The sequence below is a fragment of the Idiomarina abyssalis genome, assembly GCF_900116625.1.
GTDB classification, from domain to species: Bacteria; Pseudomonadota; Gammaproteobacteria; order Enterobacterales; family Alteromonadaceae; genus Idiomarina; species Idiomarina abyssalis.
In genome coordinates this window covers 39,422-54,211 of the sequence record NZ_FPBE01000008.1, presented here as the reverse complement: position 1 = coordinate 54,211, position 14,790 = coordinate 39,422, and the positions used below count along the sequence as shown (strand labels likewise).

General features: G+C 46.9%; 16 protein-coding genes. 7 read left to right on the top strand and 9 right to left on the bottom strand.

All coding sequences use genetic code 11. The features are described from left to right. Positions 1-131: 131 nt before the first annotated feature. The 3 genes from merA to merT are packed head-to-tail and all read right to left on the bottom strand — an operon-like array spanning position 132 to position 2,254. Positions 132-1,535 (bottom strand): mercury(II) reductase, encoded by a 1,404-nt coding sequence (gene merA, locus BM359_RS12195; RefSeq protein ID WP_034818177.1) that lies wholly within the window; start codon positions 1,533-1,535, stop codon positions 132-134. Between the two features lie 55 nt (positions 1,536-1,590). Further along, on the bottom strand, positions 1,591-1,890 hold the full coding sequence (merP, locus tag BM359_RS12190; RefSeq protein ID WP_034818174.1) for a mercury resistance system periplasmic binding protein MerP: 300 nt from the start codon (positions 1,888-1,890) through the stop codon (positions 1,591-1,593). A gap of 13 nt (positions 1,891-1,903) precedes the next feature. Then, entirely contained in the window at positions 1,904-2,254 is a 351-nt protein-coding gene (gene merT, locus BM359_RS12185; RefSeq protein WP_011234881.1) for a mercuric ion transporter MerT, read from the bottom strand. 74 nt (positions 2,255-2,328) lie between these two features. Between merT and merR the strand changes: the two genes are divergently transcribed. Next, the gene (merR, locus tag BM359_RS12180) at positions 2,329-2,772 is read left to right on the top strand and encodes an Hg(II)-responsive transcriptional regulator (RefSeq protein WP_054490603.1); all 444 of its coding nucleotides are present in this window, start codon (positions 2,329-2,331) and stop codon (positions 2,770-2,772) included. A 48-nt stretch (positions 2,773-2,820) separates the two neighbouring features. Here the strand turns inward: merR and BM359_RS12175 are convergent, their stop codons facing one another. The 5 genes from BM359_RS12175 to BM359_RS12155 form a co-directional block, all read right to left on the bottom strand. Next, a complete protein-coding gene (locus BM359_RS12175; RefSeq protein WP_054490605.1) occupies positions 2,821-3,156 on the bottom strand; it encodes a YnfA family protein in 336 nt (111 codons plus the stop codon). A gap of 2 nt (positions 3,157-3,158) precedes the next feature. Next, complete coding sequence (locus BM359_RS12170) at positions 3,159-4,046, bottom strand: cation diffusion facilitator family transporter (protein WP_054490607.1); 888 nt, start codon at positions 4,044-4,046, stop codon at positions 3,159-3,161. A gap of 62 nt (positions 4,047-4,108) precedes the next feature. Then, positions 4,109-7,306: an efflux RND transporter permease subunit gene (locus tag BM359_RS12165; protein ID WP_054490609.1), complete on the bottom strand. Its 3,198-nt coding sequence runs from the start codon at positions 7,304-7,306 to the stop codon at positions 4,109-4,111. Between the two features lie 11 nt (positions 7,307-7,317). Further along, complete coding sequence (locus BM359_RS12160) at positions 7,318-8,463, bottom strand: efflux RND transporter periplasmic adaptor subunit (RefSeq protein WP_054490611.1); 1,146 nt, start codon at positions 8,461-8,463, stop codon at positions 7,318-7,320. A gap of 3 nt (positions 8,464-8,466) precedes the next feature. Then, positions 8,467-9,717 carry a TolC family protein gene (locus BM359_RS12155; RefSeq protein WP_054490612.1) on the bottom strand — a complete coding sequence of 417 codons (1,251 nt, stop codon included), beginning with the start codon at positions 9,715-9,717 and terminating at the stop codon, positions 8,467-8,469. A 211-nt stretch (positions 9,718-9,928) separates the two neighbouring features. Here BM359_RS12155 and BM359_RS12150 point away from each other — a divergent pair, with 211 nt between their 5' ends. Continuing rightward, positions 9,929-10,114, top strand: a complete 186-nt coding sequence (locus tag BM359_RS12150; RefSeq protein WP_054490613.1) for a hypothetical protein — start codon at positions 9,929-9,931, stop codon at positions 10,112-10,114. 186 nt (positions 10,115-10,300) lie between these two features. Here BM359_RS12150 and cadR read toward each other — a convergent pair whose 3' ends face one another. Beyond that, positions 10,301-10,720 carry a Cd(II)/Pb(II)-responsive transcriptional regulator gene (gene cadR / locus BM359_RS12145; protein ID WP_074668950.1) on the bottom strand — a complete coding sequence of 140 codons (420 nt, stop codon included), beginning with the start codon at positions 10,718-10,720 and terminating at the stop codon, positions 10,301-10,303. Between the two features lie 94 nt (positions 10,721-10,814). On the opposite strand from cadR, the gene BM359_RS12140 reads away from it, so the two are divergent. The 5 genes from BM359_RS12140 to BM359_RS12120 all read left to right on the top strand — a co-directional run bounded on the left by BM359_RS12140 (position 10,815) and on the right by BM359_RS12120 (position 14,790). Beyond that, positions 10,815-11,693 (top strand): cation efflux transmembrane domain-containing protein, encoded by an 879-nt coding sequence (locus BM359_RS12140; protein ID WP_054490616.1) that lies wholly within the window; start codon positions 10,815-10,817, stop codon positions 11,691-11,693. Then, on the top strand, positions 11,694-12,197 hold the full coding sequence (gene lspA, locus BM359_RS12135; RefSeq protein ID WP_034818150.1) for a signal peptidase II: 504 nt from the start codon (positions 11,694-11,696) through the stop codon (positions 12,195-12,197). It begins immediately after the preceding gene. A gap of 75 nt (positions 12,198-12,272) precedes the next feature. Beyond that, positions 12,273-12,596 (top strand): hypothetical protein, encoded by a 324-nt coding sequence (locus BM359_RS12130; RefSeq protein ID WP_006955685.1) that lies wholly within the window; start codon positions 12,273-12,275, stop codon positions 12,594-12,596. A gap of 47 nt (positions 12,597-12,643) precedes the next feature. Further along, positions 12,644-13,891 carry a TolC family protein gene (locus BM359_RS12125; protein WP_011234871.1) on the top strand — a complete coding sequence of 416 codons (1,248 nt, stop codon included), beginning with the start codon at positions 12,644-12,646 and terminating at the stop codon, positions 13,889-13,891. Continuing rightward, positions 13,888-14,790: an efflux RND transporter periplasmic adaptor subunit gene (locus tag BM359_RS12120; protein WP_011234870.1), complete on the top strand. Its 903-nt coding sequence runs from the start codon at positions 13,888-13,890 to the stop codon at positions 14,788-14,790. Before BM359_RS12125 ends, BM359_RS12120 begins: the two co-directional genes overlap by 4 nt.

Sequence of the window (14,790 nt, the reverse complement as noted above, 5' to 3'; positions counted from 1 at the left end):
AAGAGCTAATATGAATGAAAAAAAAGTGCTTATAACAACTATTATCACTCCTGAACTAGCTTAACCTATCACCAACCAGCAGCTAAACCCGAAATATTGGTAACTGTCCAGTGAAGTTAAGCTAGGTTATCTCACCCAGCGCAGCAAGATAATTGGCTAACATCTTTAGTAAACGTTTGAGCGCATAATTTTAAGCCTTCTACCATCGTAAGGTATGGGAAGAGCTCATCAGCCAACTCATTGACTGTCATTCCTGCTCTTATCGCCATTACAGCAGCTTGAATCAACTCACCAGCTTCTCCTGCGACGACTTGAACACCGAGCAGCCGGCCGCTGCCACTTTCTGCGACAATTTTTATAAACCCTTGGGTATCGAAGTTAACCAATGCCCGTGGGACATTTTCAAGGCCCAACGTGCGGCTTTCGGTGACGTAACCACCAGTTTTAGCATCAGCTTCTGATAAACCCACCGTGGCGACTTGTGGATCAGTAAAGATAACCTCGGGCATGGCACTGAGATCAAGATGCGCATCACCGCCCGTCATGTTAATAGCGGCTCGGCTGCCGCCTGCGGCGGCGACATAGACAAACTTCGGCTGATTCGTACAGTCGCCTGCCGCATATACTCTTGAGTTAGAGGTTTGCATGCGATCGTTAATCGTTATGGCACCGCGCTCGGTTTGTACGGCGATGGTTTCTAAATCGAGGTTTTCCGTATTGGGCGTGCGGCCTGTGGCCACGAGCAGTTGTTCTGCTTTTAATGTTCCGGCATTGGTTTTGAGAATGAAGTGTTGTCCGTCGTAACGCACTTCGCTGGCTTCTGTATGCTCAAGCACATTGATGCCTTCGTGATAAAAAACAGTGGCTATTGCCTCACCAATGGCAGGCTCGTCTTGGGATAACACCCGACTGCGAGCCAAAACAGTAACTTCACTACCGAGACGCGCGAAGGCCTGTGCTAATTCAAGAGCAACGACCGAGGCTCCAATAATAGCGAGGCGCTTAGGAATGTTACTTAGCCCTAATGCGCTTGTCGAAGTAAGGTAAGGGGTTTCAGCTAAGCCGGGGATGGGTGGTTGTGCGGGTCGGGCCCCGGTGCCGATAAAAGCACGGTCAAAGTGAACCGTTTGCTCACCGCCATCGCAAAGTGATACGGAAAGAGTTTCATCGTTTATAAAGCGGGCTTCGCCGTTAATAACGGTAATGGCGGAATTCTCTCTAAGAATACTCTGGTATTTGGATTCACGGAGTTCTTCTACCCGAGCCTGTTGTTGCTCGAGGAGAGCTGATCGATTTACCTTAAGAGTATGGGTACTTAAGCCTTTATCAAAAGGGCTTTCTCGCCGCAGTTGGGCGATATGAGCCGCTCGGATCATGATTTTAGACGGGACACAGCCAATATTGACACAAGTTCCGCCAATAGTACCTCTCTCAATGAGCGTCACTCGGGCACCTCCCTCGGTCGCTTTGAGTGCCGCAGCCATCGCACTGCCGCCGCTACCAATGACAGCAATGTGTAAATTGTTATTACTCATAACGGTTACTCCTTGGTCTTTCAGTTTTACAGCAGCTATAAGGCATTGTGATGTTTCATGACTGATTTTTTGGTGCCGTTGCTTTCAGTGTTGATGGGTATCCTGCATTTGTCGTTGCTTCAGTGAGCTGCTTAACTGACGTTTTTTCGTCGTCGAATGTCACGGTTGCATCCCGCTCTTCAAAACGGACATCGACGGCGCTCACACCTGCAACTTGGCCAAGTGCAGCTTTGACAGTAATTGGGCAGGTGACGCATGTCATACCGGGTACTGATAGCGTAACCGTTTTCTCAACCGCCAATGCGGGCATGCTAAACAGTAAAAATAAAATGGTTGTTATCATTGTTTTTTTCATCGTGTATTGCCTCCTAGTAAAACAAAGGAACAACATAGGGGTAAGCCAATGCTGTTAAAGTAAGCACCGCAACGAGCCAAAACATCACTTTGTAGCTCTTACGAGCATTTGGCGTTGCGCAGGTGTTATCAGGGTTGCAGTCATCAGCACGCCGGTATATTCGACGCCAGGCAAAGAATATGGCAATCAATGCAATGGTAATAAAAATGGGTCGATAAGGCTCAAGTGCTGTGAGGCTCCCAATCCAGGCCCCGGATACACCGAGTGCAAGTAATATGAGGGGACCCAGACAACACGCAGATGCCAGAGTCGCTGCGATCCCTCCCGCGAGAAGAGAGCCCCGACCAGATTTTGAATTTGACATAAGAGTAACTCCTTCGGGCATTTTGCTTTAATGTGTTAATCTTAAACCCGTACCTCACTACGGAAGCAATAGCTATGTTAAAAAAACGCAACGTAATGACAATTGGCACGCTGGCCAAAACAGCCGGCGTGGGCGTGGAAACGGTGCGCTATTATCAGCGCCGAGGGCTAATGAGCGAGCCGGAAAAGCCGTATGGGGGGATCCGACATTACGACGAACAAGCGCTTGCTCGGCTTCATTTTATTCGCGCGTCTCAATGGCTTGGATTTAGTCTGGATGAAATTGGTGAGCTATTAACTCTGCAAGATGGCGCTCATTGCGATGAAGCACGGGAGCTTGGAGAGCAAAAGCTCATCAGTGTTCGTCGAAAGATATCGCACTTACAGCAAATTGAACAAGCGCTGAATGAGTTGGTGCAAAAATGCAGCGCCGGACACGGAGATGTCTATTGTCCACTGATGGCGTCGCTTAATGATGGGTTTGAGGACGCTACGACGGACAAACATAAGGTGCGCTAGTCTGTGTAAAACTTTTGAGTGGAGTTCTTTAACTGAATTGCTTTATAGCTAACGCCAGCCATACACAAGAATCCCCATACCGGTTAGCACAAACGTCGTGCCAATCAGGTCGAAATTGGATAGTGGCGATTTATCGACAATTCGCAGCCAGACTATGGCAGTTAACACGTAAATACCACCATAAGCTGCGTAGACCCGCCCGCTTTCCGCCGGATGAAGTGTTAACAAGTAAGCAAATAAGGCTAAGCTCACTGCCGCCGGAATGAGCAACCAAACCGAATGGCCCTCTTTGAGCCATAGGTAGGGTAAATAGCATCCGACAATTTCAGCAATTGCGGTGGCAATAAATAAGCCCAATGTTTTCATTAAAAATAATGCACTCATTATCAGTTGTCCCTACAGGCTTCATCAGGATCTTCTAGTTCTACCGTTGTATGGCTTAAAGCATAGGGCGCAAGGACGTCATCGATGCGCTGTTTTAAATCGCTACGGGCCTCGATATCAAGGTTTTTAGATAACACCAAATGAACGGTTAATACATGCTCCTCGCCATCTAGTGACCAAAAATGCAGATGGTGTAGGTCAGCAACATGAGGTAGCTCCAGCAAAGTGTCAGCGACTTGTCTGTAGGTTTCTTTGTCCGGAGTTGCTTGTATGAAGAGTTTCAGCGTTGCCCACAGGTTGCGCAGCACATTCACTAAAATAAATAGAGTAAAACCAATCGACAATATAGGGTCGAGAATTGGCCAGTCTACGAACAACAAAACAATACCAACGATAAGTACAGCGACCCAGCCGAGAACATCCTCCAGCAAGTGCCAGTTAATAACGCGTTCGTTTAACGTTTTGCCCTCTGACAATTTGTAAGCAGCAAATCCATTAACTGTAATGCCAACGACGGCTAAAGCAATCATGCCATCAGCGACGGGCATCTGAGGGTTCCAGAGTCTGGGAATTGCTTCCACAAGTACCCAGGCAGAGCCTGCGATTAACACAACGGCATTAATAAATGCACCGGCAAGATTCAGTCTTTTATAACCGTAGGTAAAGTGTTGGTTAGCCTGTTTTTTGCCAAGTTTATTTAGTATCCACGCGAGACCTAACGACAGGCTATCGCCAAGATCATGAACGGCATCAGCTAAAATGGCGGTACTGTTGGTAAGAAAACCACCAATGAACTCAATAATGGTAAAAACAAAGTTAAGCAGGAATGCCCAACCTAATCGGTTGGACGGCATGTCCTTTGAGTGATCATGGTTATGGTGATGTCCCATAATACGTTCCTCTTTTAATAAAAGGGGGCGACAATAACCGCCCCCTTAAATGCTATTGAACCCTAACGGCTCAGATCCTTAATTTTTTGTTTCGAAAACCAAGGATAGAGCACGGGTAAGATAACCAATGTCAGCAGAGTAGCTGATACCAAACCACCAACAATGACGGTAGCCAGTGGGCGTTGAATTTCAGCCCCTGCACCGGTTGCAAACAGCATGGGAATGAGTCCTAACGCTGAGGTTATTGCTGTCATTAATACCGGGCGTAGTCGAGACCATGCGCCATCAAACACGGCATCATTAACCGCATGCCCATCGGTTATTCTCTGGTTAATACTTTCGACCAGAACTACACCGTTTAGTACCGCCACACCAAACAGCGTGATGAAACCCACGGCGCTGGGCACCGATAAGTACTGTCCTGACACATAGAGAGCCACAATACCGCCGATGACTGCCAATGGTACATTCACCAAAATCAACATGGCTTGACCCATGGTGCCGAAAGCAAAATAAAGCAGCAGGGCGATGAGTGCCAGCGATATGGGAACGACAATGGACAAGCGCTCCTGTGCTCGTTGTTGACTTTCGAACTGGCCACCAATGTCGACTGAGTAACCGGTTGGTAAATCCACCTTCTCGTCAATCGCCTTCCGAATATCGGCAACCACGCTGCCCATGTCACGACCCTGAACGTTCGATTGAATCACAACGCGACGCTGTACATCATCACGACGTATTTGCGGTGGTCCTGATTCAATTGCAACGTTGGCGACTTCGCCTAAGGTTACCCAGGCCCCCGAGGGAGTTAACAAGCGTAACGAGCGAATAGACTCCGGCGTATCGCGGAATTGCTTGGCTAGCCGTACGTAAATATCATAGCGCTCATTACCGCGAATGATCTGGCCTGCCGAAGCGCCACCCAAGCCATTGTCGACAACGCTAAGTACATCGGAGACATTTAAGCCGTAGCGTGAAAGTTGTTGACGTTTCGGAGAAACCACCAGTTGTGCTTCACCTTTTATTTGCTCCATCGCTACAGCAACCGCCCCGTCAACTTGCTTGACAGCACTTTCTATTTCCTGGCCTTTACGGGCCAACACGTCAAGCTCGGGTCCAAATAGTTTGATGGCTAGCTGCGATTTCACACCTGAGAGCAGTTCATCAACCCGTGTTGCGATAGGTTGTGAAAAATTAAACAACAAGCCTGGGTGAGCATCGAGTTTTGCCTCCATTTTTTCTTGTAAGGCGTAGCGATCGGATGCTGTTGTCCATTCAGACTGCGGCTTAAGACCCACGTATATCTCGATGTTGCTGATAGGCTCGGGGTCGCCACCCACTTCTGCTCGTCCAATGCGGCTGAGTGCGTAGGTGGTTTCCGGGAACGACATCAGGATTTTTTCAAGCTTAGGTGCCACCTCTAAGGCCGTTTCAAGGTTAGAGGAGGGGGCTAATGTCACGCGAATATTAATCGTGCCTTCTTCCAGTTCGGGCGCGAACTCTGTGCCGAGACGAGGCACTAACACCAAAGCGCCGACAAACAACACACCGGCCAGGGTAATAACAGCCTTTTTACTGCGTAACGCCACCGATAATAGTCTTTTATAACCATTATCTAATGGCTTAAGCAGCTTATTCTCACGAGGTTTAATACCCCGACTGAAAAAGTAACTGGCTAATGCCGGTACAACCATAATGGCCACAAAAACCGCGGAGATAATGGCCAACATAATACTGATCGCCATGGGCTCAAATAATTTAGCTTCAACACCCTGAAAACTAAACAGTGGCATAAAGACCACCAAGATAATCATGGCGGCAAAGAATACCGGTCGTGCCACTTCGTTAGCCGCTTCCTTAACTCGCAGCTTGATACCATGGCTATCGAGTTTGGCTGCCTGAGGATCTGGGTCGCGGTGCTCTGTGCGTTGCTCGGCGTCGTCATGGTGTTCACTATCCGGACGACTTAAGTGCTTAAAGATGTTTTCAACCATCACCACGGAGCCGTCGACCAGCATACCAATGGCAACAGCAATCCCGCCCAGCGACATCAGGTTAGCTGACATGCCCATCGCGGACATTACCATCAGGGCAATGGCGATAGAAACGGGAATGGACAGTAACACTAAAAAAGTAGCGCGTATGTTGAGCAAAAACAGTGCTAATACTGCGATAATAAAGACAAAGGCAATGAGCAGTGAATACGCGACCGTAGATACGGCTTTTTGTATTAAATCGGCCTGATCATAATACGGCTCAAAGGTGACACCCTCGGGTAATGCTTGCTGAATAAGCGGAATGCGCTTTTTAATACCGTCGATAGTGGCTTTGGTATTCGAGCCCATGCGTTTGAGCACAATACCCGACACCACTTCGCCCAGCTGGTTGACCTCGCCGTCGACTTTACGCGACATTGAGACCGCCCCCTGGCGAATTTCACTGCCGACTTCGACGTCGGCAACCTGGCCCAGTGTTACGGAAACGCCGTCAACGGTTTTGAGCGGTATTTGTCGTATTTGTTGCAGGCCTTTTTTACCACTATCCAACCAGCCGGTGCCGCGAATAACCAACTGCTCCTGACCGCGGGGCATATACCAACCACCAACGTTACCGTTATTCTTGTTGACCGCGCCCATGACGTCCTGCTGGGTAAGGTCGTAAGACAACAGCTTGGCGGGATTGAGGTTAACCTGATATTGCTTAACTTCACCACCAAAGGACAAGACTTCGGTAATTCCCTCAACGGGCATCAGTAGCAGTTTAACCACATAGTCGTTAAGACTGCGTAGCTCCATACTGCTGACACCGGAGCCCGGTTCGGCAAGTAGCAGATACTGATAAACCTGGCCGAGGCCGGAAGAGTTAGGGCCCATTTCGGGCGTACCTACGCCTTCGGGTATCAACTCCTTTGCTGCCTGTAGTCGTTCAAACACCAGTTGCCGGGCAAAATAGATATCGACACTCTCGTCAAATACCACAGTAATGCCCGATAAACCTGTTTTTGAGATTGACCGAACTTCTTTGACGTCGGGCAGGGCATACATCACCGACTCTATCGGATAGGTAATCAGCTGCTCGACTTCAGTCGCCGCTAATCCGGGTGCTTCCGTATTTACCGTTACCTGAACGTTGGTAACATCGGGAAAGGCATCCAGATTAAGTTTGGGAATAATAAAAAATGACGCAATGCTGATGCTGAATAAAGCCAATACCAATAACAGGCGATTGGCGACAGCAAACTGAATAATGCGCTGAAACATACAACCTCCTGTTAGTGGTTATGTGGGTCAAAACCGCCTTTAGCGATTTGTGAGCGAACGAAAAACGCGCCGTTGTCTACGTATTTTGTGCCTTCCTTAACGCCTCGAATAACTTTCCACGGACCCTTTTCATCAACCAATTCGACTTTCTTCGGTTCAAACTTTCCGGGTTCGTGCTCAATGAATATCTGCCAGTCACCATCAGGGGCCCGCATTAAGGCTGAGTCCTTAACTGCAAGCACCGGTCCATCCGACTTGACTGAGAAATAAACATCCGCAAATAAACCAGGGTGTAATTGGTCCTTTTCGTTATTTACCGCAAGTCGTACCGTTCGGGTGCGGGTTTTATGGTCTATTGTGTGGCCTTCCTGAATGACTTTTGCCGCAAAGCGCTGATTGTCGACACTCACTGTAACAGGATCACCAAACTGCACACTAAGGTCAGCTGAGCCTGGTAGACGAGCATTAACCCACAAGGTTTCTTCTTGCAGCACTTCAACCAAGTGATTACCGGCATTAACTTGCTGGCCTTGCTTGAAGTTATCGCTAACCACAATCCCGCCAATTTCTGAGGTCAGTTGGTATTCGCCGATAGGGTAGTTAGCTTTACTTAAACGCTTAATGTCGCTGGCTGACATACCAAATGCTTTGAGTTGCGCTTGCGCTGAGGTAAAGGCGTTTTTCGCTTCGACAAAGCGTTTTTCACCCACCGTTGACTCGCCGAGTGACTGCACGCGTTGCCACTCGTTAAGTGTGACCAAATACTGACTTTGCGCCTCCGCCATGGTCGCGCTGAAGAGGGTTGCCAGCGGCTCACCTTTTTCGACGTGGTCGCCAATACTGACAAAACGTTTGAGCACGGTCGAATCGATGCGCGGACTCACGATGTAGCTGTTAAAGTCGTTAGCAACCACCTCGCCCGGAGCATAAACCGGGTATTCAATAACTTGAGTTTGCAAGGTTCGCGTGGTGATATACGCCATGGACAGCTGCTTGCTGGATAGCTCCACGCCTGCACTTTCCTTATGTTCACCTTGCTCGTGTTTGCCTTTTTCCTTGTGGGTATCTTCTTTTTCGTCGTGTCCGTGTTCATCCTGCGCCATAACCGAAAAGCTCAGCGCAAGTGCTATTGCTGCGTATAAAGGTTTTACTGACATCGTTTACTCTCCAATCTCTGCGTTTGTTGGCTGGCTTAACGGCGATAACGTCAGCGCTTTACTGAGTTCGCCCGAACGGTACAACCATTCAATGGCGGCCAACCGATATTGTGTTTGCAGCGCTATCCCTGCAAATTGGCTATCGAGCTGCTGTTGCACAGCGGTGAGGTAGTCTGTGGTGGATAGGTCACCGGCGAGCCAGGACTGTTCAATCACCTGCATCGACTCATCCTGCCGAGATTGAAAGTCTTTTTGCCAGCTTTGCCACTGTTTTTTCACAAAGCGGTAGTTGTTAAGGGACGATTTCAGTGCTGCTTGCCATTGTTGGCGTAGTGCAATCAAACGTTTTTCTTCAGCAACAGCTTCGCTATTGGCTGCGCGTACTGCATCGCTGTAGTTATTGCGAATCTGTAGTGGAATGCTGAATGATAAGCCAACTACTGTTTCGTTATCGTTCTCGCCCGCTTCGACGCCTACGGTTGGGTTGGCGGTGGTTAACGAGCGTTTCCAGTCGACATCGGCGCGCTTTAATTGCCATTGCAGGTAAGCAGCTTTTAACGCCGGATGTTGTTGCCAGCGAGCCGTTAACGCAGGTTCAACGTTAAATAGCTCCTCATTCACGGAGAGTTGAGCGACGTCAATCGTGGTTAGCAGAGCGTTTAACTCTGCTTCAGCGGATTGCAGTTGTTGATAAGCCGCTGCCGTTTGTTGCAGTTGCCGACTTAGCGCGAGTACCGTCAGTTGTTCGTCGACGGCACCTAAGTCACCGGCTTTACGTCGTTCGGCAACCAGGCTTATCGCCTGTTTAACGATTTTCTCTTGCTGCTCAGCCAGTGCGTAACGCTGTTTTGCGTCCAGCCATTGCACATAGGCATTCAACAAAGTTTTAGCATGCGATGTCGCCGACTGGCGATAAATACTCACTGCCATAGCCGTCATGGCGTCACTCTGACTGGCCCTTGCTTCATTGCGAGTGCTCCAGTCCAGCGTCTGGCTTAGACCAACAGCGTAATTATTGATGTCACCCTCGCGCTCTAAGCGTGACGATAAGCTAGGGTTGTACAAAGGCTGATTTAATTGTTTGCCCTGTTGGATCAGCGCTTCAGCCTGCTGTTGAGCGGCTTCAACACTGGGGTGTTGCTGCACAGTTTTTTGCCATTGATCGGGCAACTGTTGTGCATTGGCGTAGCTTGAACTTATTGCCAGACTAACGGCAATAAACAAGCGTTTGCTATGTGTCGAAAACGGACCCATAGATAGACTCCTCAGTCATATTACTGCGTAAAATAATGATTTTCTTGCGCTGCTAAAGCAGCTTATTAGGCAGTTATGAGGAGATAGGAGGCCGGAACAGCGGCGATGATAGAAGGTTAGTGTAAAACTCAGTATACCCAAGACGTATTGTGCCCATTCGTGGTAACGCGAGAGTTTTTTCAGCCTTCATGGCATATAAATGAAATGAACCATGGCAGTGACAGCAATGATGGCAGTCAAAGCTGATTTCGCCACTTTTAGGGAGATTGCGCTTATCGATGTGGGATTCGTCATGCTCAAAGTTGAGGTGTTGCTCAGAAGAGGACTGGTGAGATTGATGCACATCAGCAACCGCCTGACTGATTTGAGTCAGAACAGCAACAAGCACCAGTATTAAAAATCCGAGTCTAAGCATCATTACCTACAGTTCTAAATAAGCAGCTTAACGGTACATTAATTAAAAATAGTTCTCAACTAGTGCATTCTGAATCGCCACTAGTTCACTAGACACTCAGTAGCCTAACGAAGCTCCGCTGGACAACCTTAAAAAATTGTGTAAGTACGTTGTGTAACCTCCGGAAATTTAGACGTCTCGGTTACAACTAACAGATTCTATTTCATCAATTTTATTAAGAATTGTACACGCAATAACTTTGCTTTGGCCAGTACAACTTGTTCTAATTGAAGTGAGTTGCTTCTCAAGATCTTGCAAAGAAGTAATTTGAGAGCGTATGTGCATTATGTGTTCATCAATCAGGGTATTAACGGCTGAGCAAGGTTGATGTGGATTGTCTTGATAATCTTGTAATCTGCGGGTTTCAGATAATGAAAGGCCTATAGCTCTGCAGCTACATACAAACTTAAGTCTTTTGTAATGTTTTTCAGTGTATACTCGATATCCGTTATAACTACGAGCTGGTAAAGGTAACAAACCCTTTTTTTCATAGAACCTTATTGTCTGGGTTTGAATTCCTAATAAGTCTGCTAGTTGACCAATACGCATAAGAAAATTTCCTATCTAGTTAAGTAATTTCTTGACCTTATAGTAACTTTATAGTTTTTAATTGTGAAACTATATATTTAAGGTAAGTAATACGATGGCTAGTTCCTTTGATACGGTTCGAACAAATGGCGACTCAAAAAATGCCTACGAAGAGTCAGGTAAACGGCTCATCGTTTACTCTGTAGCAAAAATGGATTGCCCATCAGAAGAACGAATGATTCGCTTGGCACTGAATGGGTTTGAGGAAATTCATTCATTATCCTTCGACTTGTCAAACCGTCGGCTGAAGGTATTACATGATGGTGAGACAGCCTTTATTACTTCTAAATTAGAGACTCTAGGTTTGGGTGCCTCGCTTGAAAGAGACACTGCTGCGGACTCCGAGGCAATCAAAGCTGAGGAGTTTTCGGCAAGTTCGGATAAGCAGGAGTCCCGCACCTTGTGTTGGTTGCTCACCATCAATACTGTTCTGTTCTTGGTGGAAATGACTGCCGGACTGCTTTGGCAGTCTGCTGGTTTGATTGGGGAATCTTTAGATAATTTTGCCGATGCGGCAGTTTACGGGCTTTCTCTTTATGCCGTAGCGCGTAGTGTTAATATGCAAATACGTGCTGCGCACCTAGCTGGCGTACTACAACTGGTTTTGGCTCTGGGTGTACTTGCAGAAGTTGTGAGACGCTTCGTATTCGGGAGTGAACCTGAGTCACTTGCTATGATGGGGATTGCATTTGTCGCGTTGATTGGCAATACCATCTGTCTTCTACTTATCTCCAAACATAGAGGAGGTGGTGCGCATATGAAAGCAAGTTGGATTTTTTCAGCTAATGATGTAGTGATTAACCTTGGCGTAATCATCGCTGGCATCCTCGTTGCGTTGACCGGGTCGAATTACCCAGATCTTATTATAGGTAGCATAGCAGGTTTAATCGTGCTTAACGGGTCAAGACGCATTTTTGCACTGAAGGGGAACTGAATGTCCTGCGTTGATAAAGGATTTTCGCCCTATATTTCTCTGTTAATTTCTGGTTTAACTGTAGTCCTTGACCAAGTGATCAAGTGGCAGACGCAGCAATCAATAGCTTACGGTGATTCGATTTCATTGACCCCTTTTTTCAATTGGGTACACACTTGGAACACTGGTGCGGCATTTGGCCTGCTTTCAAATGGTGGAGGTTGGCAGCGCTATTTTTTTATTGGGGTTGCTCTGCTAATGTCTGTGGCTTTAACGAGGTTGATCTTTAATAAAGTAAGTAAACGGGATGGCATTAGCTACGGGCTGATTCTTGGGGGGGCGGTTGGGAACCTCATTGACCGACTGTTTCGTGGCTATGTTGTCGACTCCCTTCATCTAGGTTGGCAAACGTGGCAATTGCCAGTTTTTAATATTGCCGATATTGCAATTACCCTAGGAGTTATCCTATTACTGTTAAGCAACTTGCAGGTCTCAATGATACCGAATCTACCGGGTTCTAAGTAAATAGTAAGTATAATAATTAATATGGCCGAGCTTATTTTGGATGGATTAGGAATTTATCTTGAGTGGGGTAATTGAATGAAAATATCTTGGTTTTTAATACTGACTGTGCTCATTCATAGCTCTTTTGCCTGTGCTCCTGTGGCTGGTACTTTCAGTCAGTCTTCAATAAAGAGTGCAGGAGTTGCGTATGACTTAGTCTTAGAAATTGAGCGTGAAAATCAAGACTTAAATAAATCAATATATGATAGTAAACAACAAACACAACCTCATATTAGTTGCATTACTGGTTATAACCTCTTAATTTCAGCCGTGCCTGTTATTTTGGCACCCAACTCAAACTCGGTAGGTTTTGACCAAAGCCTGACTCACCAACCCCCTGTACCTCCACCAAACGCGTAACCGTTAACTTAGACTTTTTAAAACCTATAAGTTAATGGAGAAGCAACATGAAGTATTTATACTTCGTGGCAGCCTTTTGCTTAGGTGCGCTAGTGCCTGTGGCGACGGCTGCGACGACAGATTTAAAGCTGAAAGAAGCGTTACAAAAAACGATCAAGAATAACCCTGAGTTACTGGAGTATGATTATAAAATACGAGCTGCAGGAGCACTGATAGAGCAGGCTGAGTTTTCAGCGAACCCAAGGGTATCTGCGGAAATAGAAAACTTTGCCGGCTCAGGACGGCTAGAAGGTATCAGTAACTCACAATTGACCGTATCCTTTTCTCAGCTCATAGAGTTAGGGGACAAACGGCAGTTACGAGTTAAAGCTGCAACCGAAAAAGAGAAAGCTCAGCGAGCAGAGTTTGAGTATCGTCAAATTGAGGTTTTGGCAGAAACCACACAGCGTTTCTATGACATTTTAAAACTTCAGCAAGTCGCGCATACCAGCGAGCGTCAAATTCAGCGAACTGAGCGACTGATAAAAGTGGCGCAGGAGCGTGTAGAAGCTGGCGCGGTGCCTAAATCCGAGGTTATTCGCATTAAATTACAGTTAGAGCGCCAATACGCTTTCTCTGACGAGTTGAACGGTAAACTGAAAAAGCAACAAGCTGAACTGGCTTCAATGTGGGCAGGCGAGCTCAATTTTACGCGCGTCTCTGGAGACTTTACTTTTCCGCTAAGCCTCCCGGAAAAAGCCAACGTGTTATCGGCTGTTAATCGGGCGCCGGAGTATTTGCGTTTACTGGACTCTGAGCAACTTCTACAAGCGCAAGCCAGAGCGTTAGCAGCGGACTCAAAGTCGGATATTACCGTTGGTGTCGGGGCTCGCTACAATAATGAGTTCGATGATGTAGGTTTAATCGTCCAGGCATCGATGCCATTGCAGTTCACTGACCCTAACGTCGGTCGCATAAAACAAAGCCGATTACTGCATCAGTCTATCCTGGCGCAGCAAAAACAGGTTCGGCAGCAACTAAAATCACTGGCTTTATCGCTAGTGCACAGTTTGCAAACTCACCAAAGTTATCTGCAAAAGATAAACCAGCGACTGATGCCGCTATCTGAACAGTTACTCGCACAAACTCAACAGGGTTACGCACGCGGAACGCACTCTTTGTTGCAAGTGTTAGACGCGCAAACAGAGTTAGCAAAACTCGAGTATGAAAAAATCTCCCGTCAACATGCGATTTACAGCGACATCATCGAATTAGAGCGCATGACCGGACAGCCGTTTTTAGGAGTACAACAATGAAACTCAACACATTGATTACAATTATCTGCATTGCCAGTTTTTCACTGCCCGTATTGGCTTATGAGAAAAAACACGAAGAGCATGAAGCACCCCATACCAATTTAAGTGATGCAGCAATAGAAAACGCGAAATTAACGTTGGCAACAGCGAGCGCTCAAAGCATTCGAGTAAAGCAAACAATTTTCGGTGTAATAGCCCCCAATAATAACAATATTGTGCATATCGGAGCGAAGTACAAAGGTATTGTTACGTCACTAAAGGCCAATATCGGCGATGACATAAAAGCCGGGCAAACTCTGGCTGTTGTTGAGAATGTTACGACAGGCACGGCATTTGAAGTCATCAGCCCAATTAGCGGAGAGGTAACTGCACGTTTTACCAATGTTGGTGAAGTGGTTGAGCAAAAGCCATTATTTGAAGTCCTGGATCCATCATCGGTCTGGGTAGAGCTTTCAGCGTTCCCGGAGAACATTGAGTCGTTAGAAGAAGAGCAAACGACCTATGTGTACGACTTGCATCATCATAAAACCGTCGAAGGAACTGTGTCTTATATCTCGCCACAAATGACTGGCGGACATATTGCACGCGCACTTATCGAGTTGCCCAATCAGTCGGGGCATTGGCGACCGGGAATGCACGTAAAAGCGGATGTCGTTACAGACAGCTTTAACGCGAGCTTGGCGATAAACAATGATGCTGTTCAACGTTTAGAAGATAACCCCGTTGTTTTTATTAAAGAGGGTAATCGTTTCGAAGCCAGGGAAGTTGAGTTAGGCCGAACTGACGGTGAATACACCGAGGTGTTATCGGGTATTGAGAATGGCGAAAGTTATGTCGTTGAAAACAGCTACTTGATAAAGGCTGACATTCTAAAACAAGGCGCAGGCCAAAGCCATTAG

Bases quoted from the DNA above. Each gene is read 5' to 3' on its own strand.
- BM359_RS12165 (WP_054490609.1), bottom strand. From the start codon at position 7,306: ATGTTTCAGCGCATTATTCAGTTTGCTGTCGCCAATCGCCTGTTATTG.
- lspA (WP_034818150.1), top strand. From the start codon at position 11,694: ATGTCCTGCGTTGATAAAGGATTTTCGCCCTATATTTCTCTGTTAATT.
- BM359_RS12160 (WP_054490611.1), bottom strand. From the start codon at position 8,463: ATGTCAGTAAAACCTTTATACGCAGCAATAGCACTTGCGCTGAGCTTT.
- BM359_RS12120 (WP_011234870.1), top strand. From the start codon at position 13,888: ATGAAACTCAACACATTGATTACAATTATCTGCATTGCCAGTTTTTCA.
- merT (WP_011234881.1), bottom strand. From the start codon at position 2,254: ATGTCAAATTCAAAATCTGGTCGGGGCTCTCTTCTCGCGGGAGGGATC.
- BM359_RS12125 (WP_011234871.1), top strand. From the start codon at position 12,644: ATGAAGTATTTATACTTCGTGGCAGCCTTTTGCTTAGGTGCGCTAGTG.
- merR (WP_054490603.1), top strand. From the start codon at position 2,329: ATGTTAAAAAAACGCAACGTAATGACAATTGGCACGCTGGCCAAAACA.
- BM359_RS12150 (WP_054490613.1), top strand. From the start codon at position 9,929: ATGGCAGTGACAGCAATGATGGCAGTCAAAGCTGATTTCGCCACTTTT.
- BM359_RS12140 (WP_054490616.1), top strand. From the start codon at position 10,815: ATGGCTAGTTCCTTTGATACGGTTCGAACAAATGGCGACTCAAAAAAT.
- merA (WP_034818177.1), bottom strand. From the start codon at position 1,535: ATGAGTAATAACAATTTACACATTGCTGTCATTGGTAGCGGCGGCAGT.
- BM359_RS12170 (WP_054490607.1), bottom strand. From the start codon at position 4,046: ATGGGACATCACCATAACCATGATCACTCAAAGGACATGCCGTCCAAC.
- merP (WP_034818174.1), bottom strand. From the start codon at position 1,890: ATGAAAAAAACAATGATAACAACCATTTTATTTTTACTGTTTAGCATG.
- cadR (WP_074668950.1), bottom strand. From the start codon at position 10,720: ATGCGTATTGGTCAACTAGCAGACTTATTAGGAATTCAAACCCAGACA.
- BM359_RS12175 (WP_054490605.1), bottom strand. From the start codon at position 3,156: ATGAGTGCATTATTTTTAATGAAAACATTGGGCTTATTTATTGCCACC.
- BM359_RS12155 (WP_054490612.1), bottom strand. From the start codon at position 9,717: ATGGGTCCGTTTTCGACACATAGCAAACGCTTGTTTATTGCCGTTAGT.
- BM359_RS12130 (WP_006955685.1), top strand. From the start codon at position 12,273: ATGAAAATATCTTGGTTTTTAATACTGACTGTGCTCATTCATAGCTCT.